The sequence below is a fragment of the Burkholderia sp. PAMC 28687 genome (genome assembly GCF_001577465.1).
In the GTDB taxonomy this organism is placed as follows: Bacteria; Pseudomonadota; Gammaproteobacteria; order Burkholderiales; family Burkholderiaceae; genus Caballeronia.
The window spans coordinates 880,675-895,455 of sequence record NZ_CP014507.1; the positions used below are offsets into that span (position 1 = coordinate 880,675).

The window sequence follows — 14,781 nt, forward strand, 5'->3', positions numbered from 1 at the left end:
ATGAACCGAAAGAGACGAGAACTGAACCTTGAGCGGCGGTTTTCATAGAGCACCTTTGCGTAGTTAGGGTATTTACCCTTAGGGAATACCCTTAATTATACGCATTTCGTGCTGCATTGCAAAAAAGTTTCAGGAAATTGTGGCCAGGGTCGTGTCGATGCAACAGCAAAGCCACGCCCTGCGGCCCTCTTACGGCACAACGGACAAGAACAGGAACGTCGCAAAAATCACCAAGTGGACGACGCCCTGCAGTACGGTCGAACGGCCAGTTCCGAGCGTGAGGATGCTGACCAGCAAGGTCAGCGCAAGCAATACGATCTCCTTCGAGCCCAGGCCAAGTGAAATTGGCTGGCTGATCGCAATCGACACGACGGCGACCGCTGGAATCGTCAAGCCGATGCTGGCCAGCGCCGATCCAAGCGCGAGATTCAAGCTTGTCTGCAGCCGGTTCAGTCGTGCAGCGCGCAATGCGGCCACGCCTTCCGGCAACAGCACGAGCGCCGCGATCACCACGCCAACCACCGCTTCCGGTGCGCCTGCGCTGGCAACGCCCGCTTCGACCGTCGGAGAAAGAATCTTGGCCAGTCCAACCACGGCCAATAACGACAGCAACAGCAATCCGCCCGAAGCCAGCGCGTGCCCGTTCGTTGGCAGCGGCGCGTGGACATCGTCGGGACGGTTGGGATCGAGCGCGGGCACCGGCGGCAGGAAGTAGTCGCGATGCCGGACGGTCTGGACGAACACGAATACGATGTAAAGCACGAGCGATGTCACCCCGACGAACACCAGTTGCGATGTCGAAAGACCCGGTCCGACAACAGTACTCGTGAAGTTCGGCAGCACCATGGTCAGCACCGACAGCGCGCAGAGAATGGCAAGGGCAGCGCTCGCACCGCTTAGCTGGAAATTCTGTTCGTGATGGCGCAAGCCGCCGACCAGCAAACAGATTCCGACGATTCCGTTGCAGCAGATCATGGCCGCGGCGAACACGGTGTCGCGGGGAAGCGCAGCTTTTTCCGGACCGCCCGTGAGCATCACGGAGACTATCAGCGCCACTTCAATGACCGTTACCGCAATCGCCAGTACAAGGGTCCCGAATGGCTCGCCCACTCGATGCGCCACCACTTCCGCGTGATGCACGGCGGCAAACACGGCTGCGGCCAGGGTGATTGCGGCCAGACCGAGTATCCAGCCGTTCGGCATGGCGACTGCAAGTCCAAGGATGATGAGTGCGGCAAATGGTGCGATGCCCGTCCAGTCCAGCTTGAATTTCATCGATGCTCCAGAGCGGTAATGCAGATAGAGGGGTGGCAGAAGCGGCCGGCGGGTTCAAACATGACGCGTCCGAAAGATCACGTTTTGTGGCCGGGCTTGAATGCCGGAAGAGCCGTCAGATTACAGGTTCCTCCTTCAAATTAATCGAATTGAACGCTTGCGGGAATGCGGGTTGAATGCGTGTCGGGCAAAGACAGGCATCACTGCACGCAATCTGCCGGAGAGCTACAAACCGTTACGCGTCAGTGAGTTGATGAGCACTTCAGCATGTTGTCCACACGGCTATCCACAAAATCTGTGGACAACCTTCGGACGTTGCGTTCATTCGCTGATGCACGAAATGCCACGCTTTGTGGTTTTCTAAGTTCGAGCGCTTGAGCGGCTTATCTATCACGATAAAAAAGCGCGACCAGTTCATGAGTCGCGCTTCTTGTCATACCCAGTTTAACGAACTTATTCGACGAATTCCGAATTCATCGTGATCTTCGCGTTGCCGGCGAAAAGTTTCGATACCGGGCAACCTTCCTTCGCGGCGGTCGCCAGTTTTTCGAACGTGGCCTTGTCAGTGCCCGGGACCTTGGCCTTCACGTCAAGATGACAAGCCGTGATCGAGAAACCCTCGCCGTCCTTGTCCAGCGTCACGGTAGACTTCGTTTCGATGCTTTCCGCCGTGAGACCAGCCTGCGTGAGCTGCAGCGACAAGGCCATGGTGAAGCAGCCAGAATGCGCCGCGCCGATGAGTTCTTCCGGGTTCGTTCCCGGACCGCCTTCGAACCGCGCCGCAAAGCCGTAGGGCGCGTCCTTCAGTACGCCGGTTTGCGTCGAAATGTAACCTTTACCGTCCTTGATGCCGCCACTCCATTTTGCAGATGCTGTCTTTTGCACGAGTGTTCTCCAGTAAGTCAGGGTGGATTGCCGCGCAGTGCCGCCGCAGCAAGGATTCGACCGCAAAGCCTGCATTCAGTACGAACCGGCTTGGCGTGCCATCGGGTTGGACCAAGCACACAGAATGCCCGAAAGCGCATCGGGCAGGTTGATTGATCGTCGAACATCAAATCACTCAGGAGAATGGATGGGTCCGCAAGTCGTGGTTGTCGATGAAGACCGGGTGTTGCCGGAGCAGGTAGATGTCGTTGTCGTGGGCGGCGGGATCATCGGCGTGAGCACCGCGCTCTACCTCGCCGAGAAAGGGATTTCGGTCGCCGTCTGCGAGAAGGGGTATATCGGCGGAGAACAGTCGAGCCGCAACTGGGGTTGGTGCCGCGCGACGCATCGCGATTTGCGTGAGCTCGAGTTGAGCATTGAAAGCCTCAAGCTGTGGCGAAGGCTGGATCAAACGCTCGGGATAGACACCGGCTTTTGGCAAAGCGGCATTCTCTACGCTGCCGATAACGAAGAAGCGCTCGCCGATCACGAAAGCTGGCTCGCCCGCGCGGTGGAACGGGTGGGTCGAGATGGCATCGATTCACGCATCACGTCCGGCAGCGAAACCGCCGCGCTCATGCGAGGCGCATCGCGCATGTTCGCCGGCGGCATTTTCACGCCTTCGGATGGCCGCGCCGAACCGCAGCGCGCGGCACCCGCGATCGCCAATGCGTTGCGTGCGCGCGGCATGAAAATACTGACGCCATGCGCCGTGCGCGGCGTTGAAACAAGTGGCGGCGCGGTCAGCGCAGTCGTGACCGAACACGGCACGATCCGATGCCAAAGCGTCGTAGTCGCGGGCGGCGCATGGACGCGATTGTTCGCCGGGAACCTCGGTATCGATGTGTCTCAACTGACCGTACGCTCGTCGGTGCTGCGCACGGAGCCCATCGACGGCGGCCCGGAAGTCAGCGCCTGCACGGACACTGTTGGATATCGCAAACGTATGGATGGCGGCTACACGATCGCCAACGCATTTCGCAGTCTCGCCGAGCTCACCCCCGACAGCTTCCGGCTGTTCGATCAGTTCCTCCCGGCACTCAAAAGCAACTTCCGTTCGATGGACTTCGCCCTCGGCGAGCGTTTCTTCGATGCGCTGCGCCAGCCACGCTCATGGCAGCTCGATCAACCGACGATCTTCGAATCGGTCCGAACCCTCGATCCGGCGCCGACGCAAAAGTACAACCGGACCGCCATCGACGAATTCCGCGCGATCTTTCCGGCCCTTGCGCACGTGAAGGTTGCGCAGGCGTGGGCGGGGTATATCGATGTCACGCCTGACGCGGTGCCGGTCATCTCGCCGGCGGACACGCTGCGCGGTATGTTCGTCGCGACCGGGTTTTCGGGTCACGGCTTCGGGATCGGGCCGGGCGCGGGGAAACTGATGGCGGACATCGTTGCAAACGATACCCCGCTGGTCAATCCGCACGCGTTTCGGCTGGCGCGGTTTCGCGATGGATCGAAAATCGAACTTGACGGCGGGTTTTAAACGGCCCGATTGCGGCCGGGTTGCCGCTTGTTGCGTGGCGCCTGAGACAAAACCGAATGCGGGGTAAAATTTCGCACGAATTTTCAACGAGCCTCATATGACAAGCCCCACGCTGTACCTCGACGTCTGGTCGGACTATGTTTGCCCGTTCTGCTATCTGGAACTGCCGGTCATCGACCAGTTCCAGAACGCTTATGGCGATGCCGTCGAAGTCCGCTGGCATGCGTTCGAGTTGCGCCCGGAACCCACGCCGCCGCTCGAACCGGATAGCGACCTTCTGCAACAGAGCTGGGACAGCTCCGTTTATCCGATGGCGATCGACCGCGGCCTGCTGATGCGCCTGCCGCCGGTTCAACCGCGCAGCCGCAAGGCGTTCGAGACCGCGTTTTTTGCGCGTGAGTCGGGACGGTTCGACGTTGTGCATCGGGCGATCTTCAAGGCGTTTTTCGAGGACGGCATTGATATCGGTGATACCGATGCGCTTCTCGACATCGCGGCCACGTGCGGAATCGATCCGGAATCGCTGGAAGAAGTTTTGCTTGGCGACGAGCTCACGGACGCGGTGATAGAAGACGAGGAATTCGCGCAGAAGCTGGGCGTGACGGGCGTGCCGTTCGTGGTGCTGTCGCGCGATGGCGTGGGCGATCAGGAACCGCCGCCGCCCATCGCACTGCGTGGCGCGGCGCCGATCGAGCACTTCCAGGCCGCGGTCGAGCGGCTTTTCCCCGATGGTTTTCCTCCGGGCGCAAGCGGCGCGAACCTGCCGTAATTTACGCAACAGACTGACGTGGCGGACTAGTAGACCTGCTCCGCCATGAACGACTTCAGCGCAATGCGCTGCGACGGCTCGAGCGTCTCGAACTCGAGCCCGTACCCGGCGTTCCTGCCGTGGGCATCGGCATCATGAAGGTGCCGCACGATCGCGTGGCAATCGATATCGACATCCGTATCGTCCGTATTGAAACGGAACGTTAAGCGCAGACGGTCGCCCAGTTTCGCGTGCGCCTCGGTCACTGCGAGCGACATGCCGAAGGGGCTGATATCGCGGATCAAGCCGAGCTGGGATGCGGGTTCATGGCTTTGCGCCGGGTCGATCACCGAAAAACGGGCCGGCAAACGCGTGGACATCCGCACGAACTTGCGCGCCCGCAAACGGCGGATCGCGCCGGGTTCCGACAACACCAGGTAGCTGAACGGCTCGCGGCAGACGGCATTGACGGTGCACGCGAACTGGAACACCGCGCGCGTGCCGAGCGCGACGATTTCGACGCGCTCGCCTTGCGACAAAGCCAGCGGCCCATGCCCCGCCATCACCGGCTGTGTGATGAACACCGCCCGCGTGCGATGCGATCCCGGCGTCGAAAACCCGATCACGCGGGCGGAATACGTCGCAGAGCCGGCCGGTCCGCGCAGACCGAGACGCGCACCGATGGTCGAACCGATGGTATCGAGCGTGAGTAATTCCGCCGATGCGGACGACGAATCCGCCGGCGGCGGTTCCGGAGCGACCGGTTCGATCGAATCATCCAGCCTGTGCGGTTCGAAGTGCGCAAACAGGAAGGCGCGCTCAGGGACGCCGGCGACGACAGCGCCGGCATTGAAGAGCAACGCTCCGTCGGCGGCGACGATCGGCCATGCAAGCGGCTCGCCAATCGGAACGTCCGCCAGCGAGAGACGGACGGGAGACGCTTGAGTCAACGTAACGGATTCTTCTTCGGACATGGTCGCTTGGATCGCTTGGGTCGCTTGGGTCGATCTGGCCGCCTGGAAGCGGCAATCGTCTAATGAGTCCGCGACTGCGTCAAGTGCCGCGGTGCTACGAGCTTGCCTGACCGGCAGCGATCAAGCTTGCCGGGCTTGCGGACGACCTTTCTGCGCCCGGCATCACGCTTTCGATTGCGCTGAGTACTGCAGGGACATCGGGCGGTGCAAAGTGATCGCCGACCGATACGGAGCGTCCCGGCGCGCTGAAGCCAAAATGCTCGCGCGAGGTTGCGGTAAAGATCATGACCGTGGGCCGCCCAAGCGCGTGGGCCAAGTGAACCAGACCGGTATCCATGCCGACCACGATCGCCGATTCATCGATGCAATGCGCGCATTCAGTCACGCTCAGTTTGGGCAACACCACCGCGCCGGGCACGAGCGCGGCGATCTGCTCGCCCTCCCGGCGCTCGCCTTCCGTGCCCCACGGCAGCGCGATCCGGTAGCCGCGCCCGGTGAGCCATCGGCCGGTTTCGGCCCAACGCTCGATCGGCCATTTTTTTTCATCGGCGGATGTAGCGTGGAACAGCATCGCGACCCGCGCGCCCTGAGGCAACGCCGATGGCGTTGCGAGCGGCGGTAGATGCAGGTTGAAGTCAGGGGTATCGTCGAAGGTATAGCCCAGCGCGTCCGCTACGCTCACGCGCATGCCGCGCCATGCATCGGTGCGGGGGCGCGGCCCGAAGCGCGCGTTATACGCGAACGCCGCGCCAAGCTCGCCCAGGTCCTTGTTCTTGTAGCCATAACGGCGACGTCCGCGCGCCAGAAACGCGATGATCGCGCTCTTGTAGACGCCGTGGATATCCAGCACGACGTCGTACTTCTCGGCCCTCAATTCGCCGATGGACGCTGCGATTTCCTTGAGGTCGGCCCAGCCGCGAGCCTTCTTGAACTTTCGCAACGGCGCGCACAGGACGCGATCAACGGCGGGATTCCAGCGGATGATATCGGCGAACGCTGCGTCAGCGGCCCAGTCGATCCTGGCCGAAGGAAAGGCGCGGCGAAGATCGGAGACGACCGGTTGCGTCTCTACGATATCGCCCAATGACGTCACTTTGACAATCAGGATTCGCTTCATGGGGATGCAGGGGGACCTTTAATTCATCCGGCGGCCGGCGCTCACGCGCGCCATGATCAACGCGCGGGACGGGCTGCCGGAGGCTGACTCGCCTGACCGGCGCGCTTTCTGCGGATCAAAAAGCGGCTCGGCGGCGATCTGTTATGAACGGCAGAATTGCACGAACTGGCGCGCGGAGCGCTGAAAGCGAATCCGCGCCTGTCGCAACATCTTCGGACGGAATTATCCGTCGAAATGGCGCTTTACTCTAGCCGCATTTTACCGATGCCGCCCAGAAGCTCACAGCGACTGGGCGCCGAAGGTATCACACTGCCCCAGGTCGCCCGTTGCCAGTCCCCGGTTGAGCCAGCGCTGGCGCTGCGCGCTCGTGCCGTGCGTGAACGCTTCCGGCACCACGCGTCCCCGCGTTTCCTTTTGCAACCGGTCATCGCCGATGGCGCCCGCCGCGTTCAAGCCTTGCTGGAAATCGCCGGGCTCGATCAGCTTCGCGTTGTTCTTCTGCGCCACGTTCGCCCAGACGCCCGCGAAGCAGTCGGCCTGCAATTCCACGCGCACCGACAACTGGTTCGCCTGAGCCGGCGACATGCGGCGGCGGGCGTTATCGACTTTGGTCATGATGCCGAGCACGTTCTGCACGTGATGACCGACCTCGTGCGCGATCACATACGCCTGTGCAAAGTCTCCGCCCGCGCCAAAGCGGTCGCGCAATTCCTTATAAAACGACAAGTCGATATATACGCTCCGGTCGTTCGGACAATAGAACGGACCCATTGCGGATTGGCCCGTCCCGCAAGCGGTCGCGGTGCCTCCGCTGAACAGTACGAGCTTGGGCGCCGGATAGTCCTGGTTGAATTGCGTTTTGAAGATTTGCTGCCACGTACGCTCGGTGTTCCCGAGAATGCGCCGCACGAACACCGCGCCCGCGTCGCTCGCAGCGGCCTGTGGCTGCCCGTTCGAGTCCGCCGGACGCTGTTGCTGCTGCGTGTAAGAAGCGCTCGACGAGCCGCCCGATCCCCCCGACAGAAGATTCAGGACGACCATCGGGTTGATGCCGAAAAAATACGACGCTGCGAGCGCAATGACGACGGAGCCAATACCGATCGAACCACCGCCCATGCGGAAACCGCCGCCCCCGCCTCCCGAGCCGCGCCGGTCTTCGACATTCTGGCTCTCTCGTTCGTCGTCCAGACGCATGATATTTCTCCCTTCACCTTGTTCGACTCGTTTTCCGTTTGCGGCCCTGCTGTCGATGCGCTGATCGAGCACGACACGGGCCAGCCGTGATGACGCCATGGTACCCGGCGCGCTGCAGCAAGCGTTACGAAACGTGTAAAACATCGTGCGCTTCAGTTCGGCACGCGCGAATCGAAACACCTTTCGGAAGACAAGGTGCCCGATTGACGCAGTGCGGTTGATTGTCGCGTAAATTCCACCTGAAACGTTGAGAGCGCCTACTCCGTGAAGGGCAGCAAGTGCTTGATAAAGCGCAAGTTATCGAGAAATCATGCCCGATAGCGCGACATTTACGCACATTGGACCGCGCCTGCCGCGTCGCAGCAAACGTCTCAAAAATTGGCTTACAGTCGCCTCTGAAGTAACCAGTCCAACCAACCAGCGCCCGCCCGCGACTCCATCAGAGTGCGCCCGCGATGGCTGCACAACCTGTCATGCATGCCACTCAACAAGCGCTCGACCTGGCGCGTATCCAGTTCGCCTTCACCGTTTCGTTCCACATCGTTTTTCCGGCGTTGAGTATCGGGCTGGCGAGCTTTATCGCCGCGCTCGAAGGCGCGTGGCTCCAAACCGGGAAACCGGTCTACAAGGAGCTGTGCCTGTTCTGGTCGAAAGTGTTCGCCATTGCTTTCGGAATGGGCGTGGTCTCCGGCGTGGTGATGAGCTACGAGTTCGGCACCAACTGGGGCGGCTTTTCGAGCTTCGCCGGTCCGATCACGGGCCCACTCCTCGCCTACGAAGTGATGACCGCGTTTTTCCTCGAGGCCGGTTTCCTTGGCATCATGCTGTTCGGCTGGAACAAGGTCGGCCGGAAAGCGCACTTCGGCGCCACGCTGATGGTTGCGATCGGCACGTTGATCTCGACGTTCTGGATCCTGGCATCGAATAGCTGGATGCAGACGCCGCAAGGGTTCCGGATCGAAGGCGATCATGTCGTACCGGTGAGCTGGTTCCGGATCATCTTCAACCCATCGTTTCCTTATCGGCTTGCACACATGGCCATCGCGGCGTTCATTGTCGCGGGGCTGGTGGTCGCGGCATCGGGCGCATATCACCTGCTGAAGGGCCGCCGCGACCCGGCGATCAAGAAGATGTTTTCGATGGCGCTCTGGCTTTTGCTCGTACTTACGCCCCTCCAGGCGATGGTCGGCGACCAGCACGGACTGAACACGCGTAAATATCAGCCTGCGAAGATCGCCGCAATCGAAGGCCTGTGGGAAACCGAGAAAGGCGGCACGGCGCTGAATCTGTTCGGCATTCCGGATATGGAAGCCGAGACCACGAAGTACGCGCTATCCGTTCCCCATCTGGGCAGCCTGATTCTCACGCATAGCTGGGACGGCGAGATCCGCGGGCTCAAGTCCTTCCCGAAGGAAGACCGGCCCAACTCGACAGTCGTGTTCTGGAGCTTCCGGATCATGGCCGGATTGGGCGTCCTGATGATCCTGATGAGCACTGCGGGATGGGTGCTCAGGCGGAAAGACAAGCTGTTCGAGTCGAAGCTGTTTCAGCGTTTCGTGCTTGTCATGGGGCCGACGGGTTTCATCTCGCTGCTTGCCGGTTGGGTGACGACAGAGGCCGGGCGGCAACCGTGGGTGGTCTATGGCGTGATGCGCACGTCGGAGGCCGTGTCGCCCGTGACCGCGCAGCAAGTCGGCGTGACGCTGCTGATCTTCGTCATCGTTTATACGCTCGTGTTCGGCACGGGCATCTATTACCTGCTCAAGCTGCTCAAGACCGGGCCGGCGTTGCCAGGCACGATCACGCACGCGCCCAGCATGGACGATGACAACCACACCGCGCGCCGGCCGCTCTCGGTCGCGACGCATTCGATAGAAGGAGCGTGAGATGGATTTATCGCTGACATGGGCCGCGATCATTGCGCTGGGCGTGCTGATGTACGTGGTGCTGGACGGGTTCGACCTGGGCATTGGCATCCTGTTTCCGTTCTTCCCGGACGAATATGACCGCGACGTGATGATGAACACCGTCGCGCCCGTCTGGGACGGTAACGAAACGTGGCTGGTGCTCGGAGGCGCGGGTCTCTTCGCCGCGTTCCCGATGATCTATTCCACTGTGCTTTCCGGGCTTTACCTGCCGCTGATCTTCATGCTGGTCTGCCTGATCTTTCGCGGCGTCACGTTCGAGATCCGCTCGAAGGCAACGCGCACGAAGCCCATGTGGGATCTTGCGTTTATTGGCGGGTCAGCGGGGGCGACGTTTTTCCAGGGCGTGGCGCTCGGCGCGTTTCTCAATGGCATACCGGTCGCCGACGGCCGTTATTCCGGCGATGCCTTCACGTGGTTCACACCGTTCAGCATGTTCACCGGGCTCGCGCTCGTGGTCACTTATGCGCTGCTCGGCTGCTGCTGGCTGATTGCCAAGACCGAAGGCGACCTGCAACGGCGCTTTTACCGGATCGTTTGGCCGCTCACGCTGTTGCAGCTTGGGACCATTGCGGTCGTCAGTATCTGGACGCCGCTGCAGGACGCGGGCATCGCGTCGCGCTGGTTCGATACCCCCTGGTTTTATCGGTTCCTGCCAGTGCCGGTGCTAGTGGTCGGCTGTGCCTGGCTGATGCGCCGGTCCATCCTCTCACGTCACGAAACGCGGCCGTTCATGATGGCGCTCGCGTTCGTGCTGCTGGGTTATAGCGGTCTGGTCCTGAGCATTTCGCCTCACGCCATTTTCCCTGGCGTGTCGCTTTGGGAACTGGCTGCACCGCATTCGAGCCAGAAGTTCACGCTGATAGGGGCGGCGGTGATCTTGCCGGTGATCATCGCTTATACGACGCTCGGTTACTGGGTCTTCAGAGGCAAGGTGCGCCATGGCGAACATCACTATCACTGAAACACGCGTTGAGCCGCGGAAGCGTTCTGCACTTAAAAAGACGCTTTGGTTTATCGCGCTTTGGGGCGTAGGTGTGGCGGGGACAATGTTGCTGGCGCTGCCGTTCAAGTTGCTGATTCAGGCGGCAGCGCGATAAGACGTCGCTCAACGCCTGTTCGATTGAATCGATGCGCAAGTGCACCGCGCACAGCTCACGTGACAGCTTTCGCGCGATGCTCGTTTTTCCCGTTCCAGGCAGTCCGCCAAGCGCAATCAGCATTTTGCCCTCAGACTGAAGTCATTCAAAGCTACGATTCGGACACTGTACCCCATCCTCACCGGGCCAAGCCTGTGTCAGCCAAATGGCACGTTACGGCGCTCACGCAGCCTCAAGCAGTTCGCAGTATCTGGGCGCAGCCGTCTGTTCGGGAAAGTCAGCCTCGTATAACAACCCTGCCGTGTTCCAATCGATACCCACCGCTGCCTCCGGTTTGTAGACGATCAGCGCCATTTCGAAGCGGGTCATCCAAAGTTGACGTGCCAGTTTATAGCCCGCTGAGTGGCGCGTGATATCTTTCATGGATGCTCCTCTGCACGTGGTAGAACCCCAACCCTACTCCACCTCGTCGATCCTGTCTTGAGTGCTTTGGTGTCGTGATCGGGTCTGCAGTGACAGGTGCACGCACAATGCGCTCGTCAGCCTCGCGGCGAATCAGTCAATCAGCAACGATCAGGACTGCCGATTGCACTTCACTCTCAGCAACATCTCATGTGGTTCACACCAAAGTCTTCGCTGTATTGCGAACAAAAAGTAGTTCAGACGATTAGCTTGTGCCTGGTTGATGAATGAGGGAGTCATCTCACGAGCGCACTCACTATCAAAGAACACGACATACCGTCAATAACGAGTGAAAACCAGGACCGCCTATGTTGAAAAAGCTTATTCAATTCCTGATTGGATTTGGGTGCGTTCTCGCTTGCACCGGGATAGGCGTGCTCGCGCTTGGTTTCCTGGGCGTAGTGAATGTAGAGCGTTTTGCATTTGGCCTGTCTGCTGGCGTTCGGATCGTGGGTTCCGTTGCCATTGCCGGGTGTTTGCTTAGCGCCATCGGATATGGCCTCAAAGAGAATATTTAAAACTCACCTCTGGAATACGCATGTTCAGAAAATCCGACTTTTTCATCATCTCCGCTGTTCTCTTGTCCTTCCTCATTTCCGGCTATCTCTGGTTCGTTCTAAAGGACCGGGAGCAGGCGATCTTCACTGCAATCTGGGTGCCTTCGATCCTGAGCTTCGGGATCTATTTCAAACTGTGTTTCCTGTTGGGTAGAAAGACATGACGTTCCCCTTGCTCTACCCGGCCGTAGCCATCTTTTCGCTGCTGCTCGTCGGTCTGCTGCTTACTGTCATCGAATTCAGACAGATGTCGGTGCGCACGGCGAGCGTGCGCAAGCGCGGCCTTTGCACGAAGGAAGTGAGCGCTGAAGTCTGATGCGACCGAAGCAATCAATGCAGTGAGCGACGAGAACCACGCCCCGAATCGCAAGATTTCATAACTGGATTAGGACCATGACCATAAGCGCTCTGACTACCCTCAACGGCCTCTTCGAGCGGCATGCCGCTCTTCGCCAGCGAGTGGATGATGTTGCCCCGGAATTTCCCGACGGTCTCGCGCGGCAAGTGCGGCTGTTACTCAGCTACACGGTCGAATATGGCCAGGATCGGCATGTCCGCCTGGACACGCTCGGCATTGCGCAGTCGATGCTGATGCTGAAGCGTCCTGGCAACGCACTGGACCGTGTCCTGTGCGTGCTGCTCCAGTACAAGAAAGAAGACGACAAGCCGCGTTCAAGTATCAATGGCACGGAATCGCGCGACCCGCAGCCCTCACTCGATACCCATGCGTAATGACGGCATGACGAAAGGACGGCATGACGAAAGCGAGGCGACAGCGATCGCCCCGTGTCGCCAACCAGATTCAGAACCCCAGCGCCACTGCCAGCAATCCCGCGAGGACCCCGAACCCGACCACGGCAACTGCAACCATCGTCAACACCCGTGGTGGAAACGAGCGCCCCAGCATGGCGACTGACGGCAGGCTGATCGGCGGCAGCGTCATCAACAACGCGCCTGCCGGCCCCACAGACATGCCGAGCGAGAGCATCGCCTGGATGATCGGCACTTCGCCGGCCGTCGGAATCACGAACAAGGTGCCGGCAATGGCAAGACCAACGATCCACAACACGCTGTTGTCGATGTTCGGTCCGATATGCGGAAACAACCACGCACGCGCCGCCCCAAGCACCAGTACGAGAACGATGTACTCCGGCACCAGCCGGATGGTCATGCGCCCGAGAATGCGAACCCAGCGCGTGAACGCAGTCCCCGGATCCTCAGCGGCCACCAGCTTCGCCATCTCGCCGCGCGATGCCTCTGCTTCCTTCGGCGTCACCATGCGGTTCACGGCGTAGCCGAGCCCGAACACCATCAGGACCCCCAGGGCTAGACGCAAGCCCATCCATTGCCAGCCGAGCACGAAGCCCATGAAAATCAGCGTAGCCGGATTGAGCACGGTATTGCCAAGCCAGAACGCGATGGCCGCCCCCGGCGCCGCCTGACGCGCACGCAAGCCAGCGACGACAGGCGCCGCGCAGCAGGTGCACATCATGCCTGGCAGCGACATCAGGCCGCCGTTCACGACGCTGCCAAAGCCGCTTTTTCCCAGCGCACGCGCGACCCATTGCGGCGGAATCAGCGCCTGCACTGCGGAGCCGAGCAAGAGGCCCAGGACCATCGCTTGCCAGATCGCCTTGCCGTACGCAAACGCGTAATCGATAGCCGCTTTCCACGACGGCTCGGGCGCACTCGCGGCCGTGCCCATCAGGATCGATTTACCGATGGAATGCTGGCTGGCCGCAACGAACGCACGGTTGTAGTACGGAAACCATTTGACGTAGAACAGGCCGACGACGGCGATCAGCAGGAAGACGATCCAGCCGGCCGCTACGCGGGGTTGTCGAAGAGTGGATTGCATGGTTGGTCTTGGTTTTTAAGAAAAATAAGGTGTCACGCCGCGCTCGCGGAGGTCTCGATCTGCGCGAGCAGCGCCCTCGCCTGCTCGACGACATCGGCGTCATTCGGGCGGAACAGCACACGTGTAGCGCGCGGCAACTCGGTGAAATGCGCGCCGCTGCTGCGGGTATAGGCGGGATCGTAATGCTGGTCGATCAGTTCGCGAGCGAGTTCGGGACCCCGGTTTTCATCGATCAGCTTGTGCCAGTTGTGCACCCGCTCCCGGCTATGCAAACCGATCAGCTTCGATAACTGCTGCTTGAACAAGTCGGGATCGTGGAACAGATGCGCGTAATCATGCAGGAGGAACGCGGCGCGGTCGTCTCGGCTTGCTTCGACCTGGATGCAATCGCCGCGATGAAACGTGTCCACCAGCGCGAGCGGCAACGCCACCGCGCCGATCCGCCGGCTTTCCGCCTCGACAAACACAGGCCGCGCCGGATCGAAGCCTCGCAGCGCGCTGACCAGCAACGTATCGAACCATTTCTGCGATGGCTGCGGCTCACCAGGCAATGCGCCGAGCAGCGATCCGCGATGCGCCGCAAGCTGCTCCAGGTCGAGCGTCTGCGCCCCGGCAACGCTCAAAGCATGCAGCAAGCGCGTCTTGCCGCTGCCTGTCGGGCCCGTCAGCGCGATATAGCGAAACGCCGCCGGAAGACGCTCGAGCGTCTCGATCGTCGCGCGCCGGTAGGTCTTGTATCCGCCTTCCAGTTGCCGCGCCTGCCAGCCGATCATGTTGAACATGGTCGTCATGGAGCCGGACCGGGTACCGCCGCGCCAGCAATAAATCAGCGGGCGCCAATTGCGGGGCCGGGCGGCGAAGACCGTATCCAGATACTGCGCGATATTGCGCGCGACCAGCGCCGCGCCCACCCGGGCGGCTTCGAAGGGCGAAACCTGCTTGTACATCGTGCCGATGCGCACACGCTCTTCGTTGCTCAGCACCGGCGCGTTCAACGCGCCCGGAATGTGGTCATCGGTGAATTCGAGTGGTGTGCGGACGTCGATTATTTCGTCGAAATCGGCCAGCCGGTCGAGCGGAACAAGCAGGTTTTTCAAGGTGCGACGCTACAAAGTGAACAAATACGGTGGACAAACCGGAGGTTTCGGATTATCGCAT

At 60.7% G+C, this 14,781-nt stretch carries 17 protein-coding genes; 8 read left to right on the forward strand and 9 right to left on the reverse strand.

Features of this window, described 5'->3' with window-relative positions:
- Nucleotides 1-189: 189 nt before the first annotated feature.
- Complete coding sequence (locus tag AX768_RS26880) at nt 190-1,275, reverse strand: calcium:proton antiporter (RefSeq protein ID WP_062003111.1); 1,086 nt, start codon at nt 1,273-1,275, stop codon at nt 190-192.
- Nucleotides 1,276-1,728: 453 nt separating this feature from the next.
- Nucleotides 1,729-2,160 (reverse strand): OsmC family protein, encoded by a 432-nt coding sequence (locus AX768_RS26885; RefSeq protein WP_062003112.1) that lies wholly within the window; start codon nt 2,158-2,160, stop codon nt 1,729-1,731.
- A gap of 187 nt (nt 2,161-2,347) precedes the next feature.
- Between AX768_RS26885 and AX768_RS26890 the strand changes: the two genes are divergently transcribed.
- Together AX768_RS26890 and AX768_RS26895 are read left to right on the forward strand one after the other, a co-directional pair.
- Complete coding sequence (locus AX768_RS26890; protein ID WP_062003113.1) at nt 2,348-3,688, forward strand: NAD(P)/FAD-dependent oxidoreductase; 1,341 nt, start codon at nt 2,348-2,350, stop codon at nt 3,686-3,688.
- Between the two features lie 97 nt (nt 3,689-3,785).
- Nucleotides 3,786-4,457: a DsbA family oxidoreductase gene (locus tag AX768_RS26895; RefSeq protein ID WP_062003114.1), complete on the forward strand. Its 672-nt coding sequence runs from the start codon at nt 3,786-3,788 to the stop codon at nt 4,455-4,457.
- 26 nt (nt 4,458-4,483) lie between these two features.
- Here the strand turns inward: AX768_RS26895 and AX768_RS26900 are convergent, their stop codons facing one another.
- From AX768_RS26900 to ypfJ, 3 genes are all read right to left on the reverse strand, one after another.
- The gene (locus AX768_RS26900) at nt 4,484-5,410 is read right to left on the reverse strand and encodes a flagellar brake protein (RefSeq protein WP_062003115.1); all 927 of its coding nucleotides are present in this window, start codon (nt 5,408-5,410) and stop codon (nt 4,484-4,486) included.
- Between the two features lie 94 nt (nt 5,411-5,504).
- On the reverse strand, nt 5,505-6,527 hold the full coding sequence (waaC, locus tag AX768_RS26905) for a lipopolysaccharide heptosyltransferase I (RefSeq protein ID WP_062003116.1): 1,023 nt from the start codon (nt 6,525-6,527) through the stop codon (nt 5,505-5,507).
- 279 nt (nt 6,528-6,806) lie between these two features.
- Nucleotides 6,807-7,721 carry a KPN_02809 family neutral zinc metallopeptidase gene (ypfJ, locus tag AX768_RS26910; protein ID WP_062003705.1) on the reverse strand — a complete coding sequence of 305 codons (915 nt, stop codon included), beginning with the start codon at nt 7,719-7,721 and terminating at the stop codon, nt 6,807-6,809.
- A 473-nt stretch (nt 7,722-8,194) separates the two neighbouring features.
- On the opposite strand from ypfJ, the gene AX768_RS26915 reads away from it, so the two are divergent.
- Together AX768_RS26915 and cydB are read left to right on the forward strand one after the other, a co-directional pair.
- Nucleotides 8,195-9,607, forward strand: a complete 1,413-nt coding sequence (locus AX768_RS26915) for a cytochrome ubiquinol oxidase subunit I (protein ID WP_062003117.1) — start codon at nt 8,195-8,197, stop codon at nt 9,605-9,607.
- A 1-nt stretch (nt 9,608) separates the two neighbouring features.
- Nucleotides 9,609-10,610 (forward strand): cytochrome d ubiquinol oxidase subunit II, encoded by a 1,002-nt coding sequence (cydB, locus tag AX768_RS26920; protein WP_062003118.1) that lies wholly within the window; start codon nt 9,609-9,611, stop codon nt 10,608-10,610.
- Here cydB and AX768_RS34310 read toward each other — a convergent pair.
- Together AX768_RS34310 and AX768_RS26925 are read right to left on the reverse strand one after the other, a co-directional pair.
- Nucleotides 10,570-10,869, reverse strand: coding sequence for an AAA family ATPase (locus AX768_RS34310; protein WP_119024667.1), 300 nt, complete (start codon nt 10,867-10,869; stop codon nt 10,570-10,572). The genes cydB and AX768_RS34310 overlap by 41 nt on opposite strands.
- Nucleotides 10,870-10,968: 99 nt before the next feature.
- Complete coding sequence (locus AX768_RS26925; RefSeq protein WP_062003119.1) at nt 10,969-11,169, reverse strand: hypothetical protein; 201 nt, start codon at nt 11,167-11,169, stop codon at nt 10,969-10,971.
- A gap of 347 nt (nt 11,170-11,516) precedes the next feature.
- Here AX768_RS26925 and AX768_RS26930 point away from each other — a divergent pair, with 347 nt between their 5' ends.
- The 4 genes from AX768_RS26930 (at nt 11,517) to AX768_RS26940 (ending at nt 12,497) form a co-directional block, all read left to right on the forward strand.
- Complete coding sequence (locus tag AX768_RS26930; protein WP_062003120.1) at nt 11,517-11,726, forward strand: hypothetical protein; 210 nt, start codon at nt 11,517-11,519, stop codon at nt 11,724-11,726.
- Between the two features lie 20 nt (nt 11,727-11,746).
- Complete coding sequence (locus tag AX768_RS26935; RefSeq protein ID WP_062003121.1) at nt 11,747-11,929, forward strand: hypothetical protein; 183 nt, start codon at nt 11,747-11,749, stop codon at nt 11,927-11,929.
- Nucleotides 11,926-12,081: a hypothetical protein gene (locus AX768_RS33030; RefSeq protein WP_155524347.1), complete on the forward strand. Its 156-nt coding sequence runs from the start codon at nt 11,926-11,928 to the stop codon at nt 12,079-12,081. Before AX768_RS26935 ends, AX768_RS33030 begins: the two co-directional genes overlap by 4 nt.
- 77 nt (nt 12,082-12,158) lie before the next feature.
- Nucleotides 12,159-12,497 carry a hypothetical protein gene (locus tag AX768_RS26940; RefSeq protein WP_155524348.1) on the forward strand — a complete coding sequence of 113 codons (339 nt, stop codon included), beginning with the start codon at nt 12,159-12,161 and terminating at the stop codon, nt 12,495-12,497.
- 70 nt (nt 12,498-12,567) lie between these two features.
- Here the strand turns inward: AX768_RS26940 and AX768_RS26945 are convergent, their stop codons facing one another.
- Both AX768_RS26945 and mnmH read right to left on the reverse strand, forming a co-directional pair.
- Complete coding sequence (locus AX768_RS26945) at nt 12,568-13,623, reverse strand: permease (RefSeq protein ID WP_062003123.1); 1,056 nt, start codon at nt 13,621-13,623, stop codon at nt 12,568-12,570.
- A gap of 32 nt (nt 13,624-13,655) precedes the next feature.
- Nucleotides 13,656-14,720 carry a tRNA 2-selenouridine(34) synthase MnmH gene (mnmH, locus tag AX768_RS26950; RefSeq protein ID WP_062003124.1) on the reverse strand — a complete coding sequence of 355 codons (1,065 nt, stop codon included), beginning with the start codon at nt 14,718-14,720 and terminating at the stop codon, nt 13,656-13,658.
- Nucleotides 14,721-14,781 lie beyond the last annotated feature (61 nt).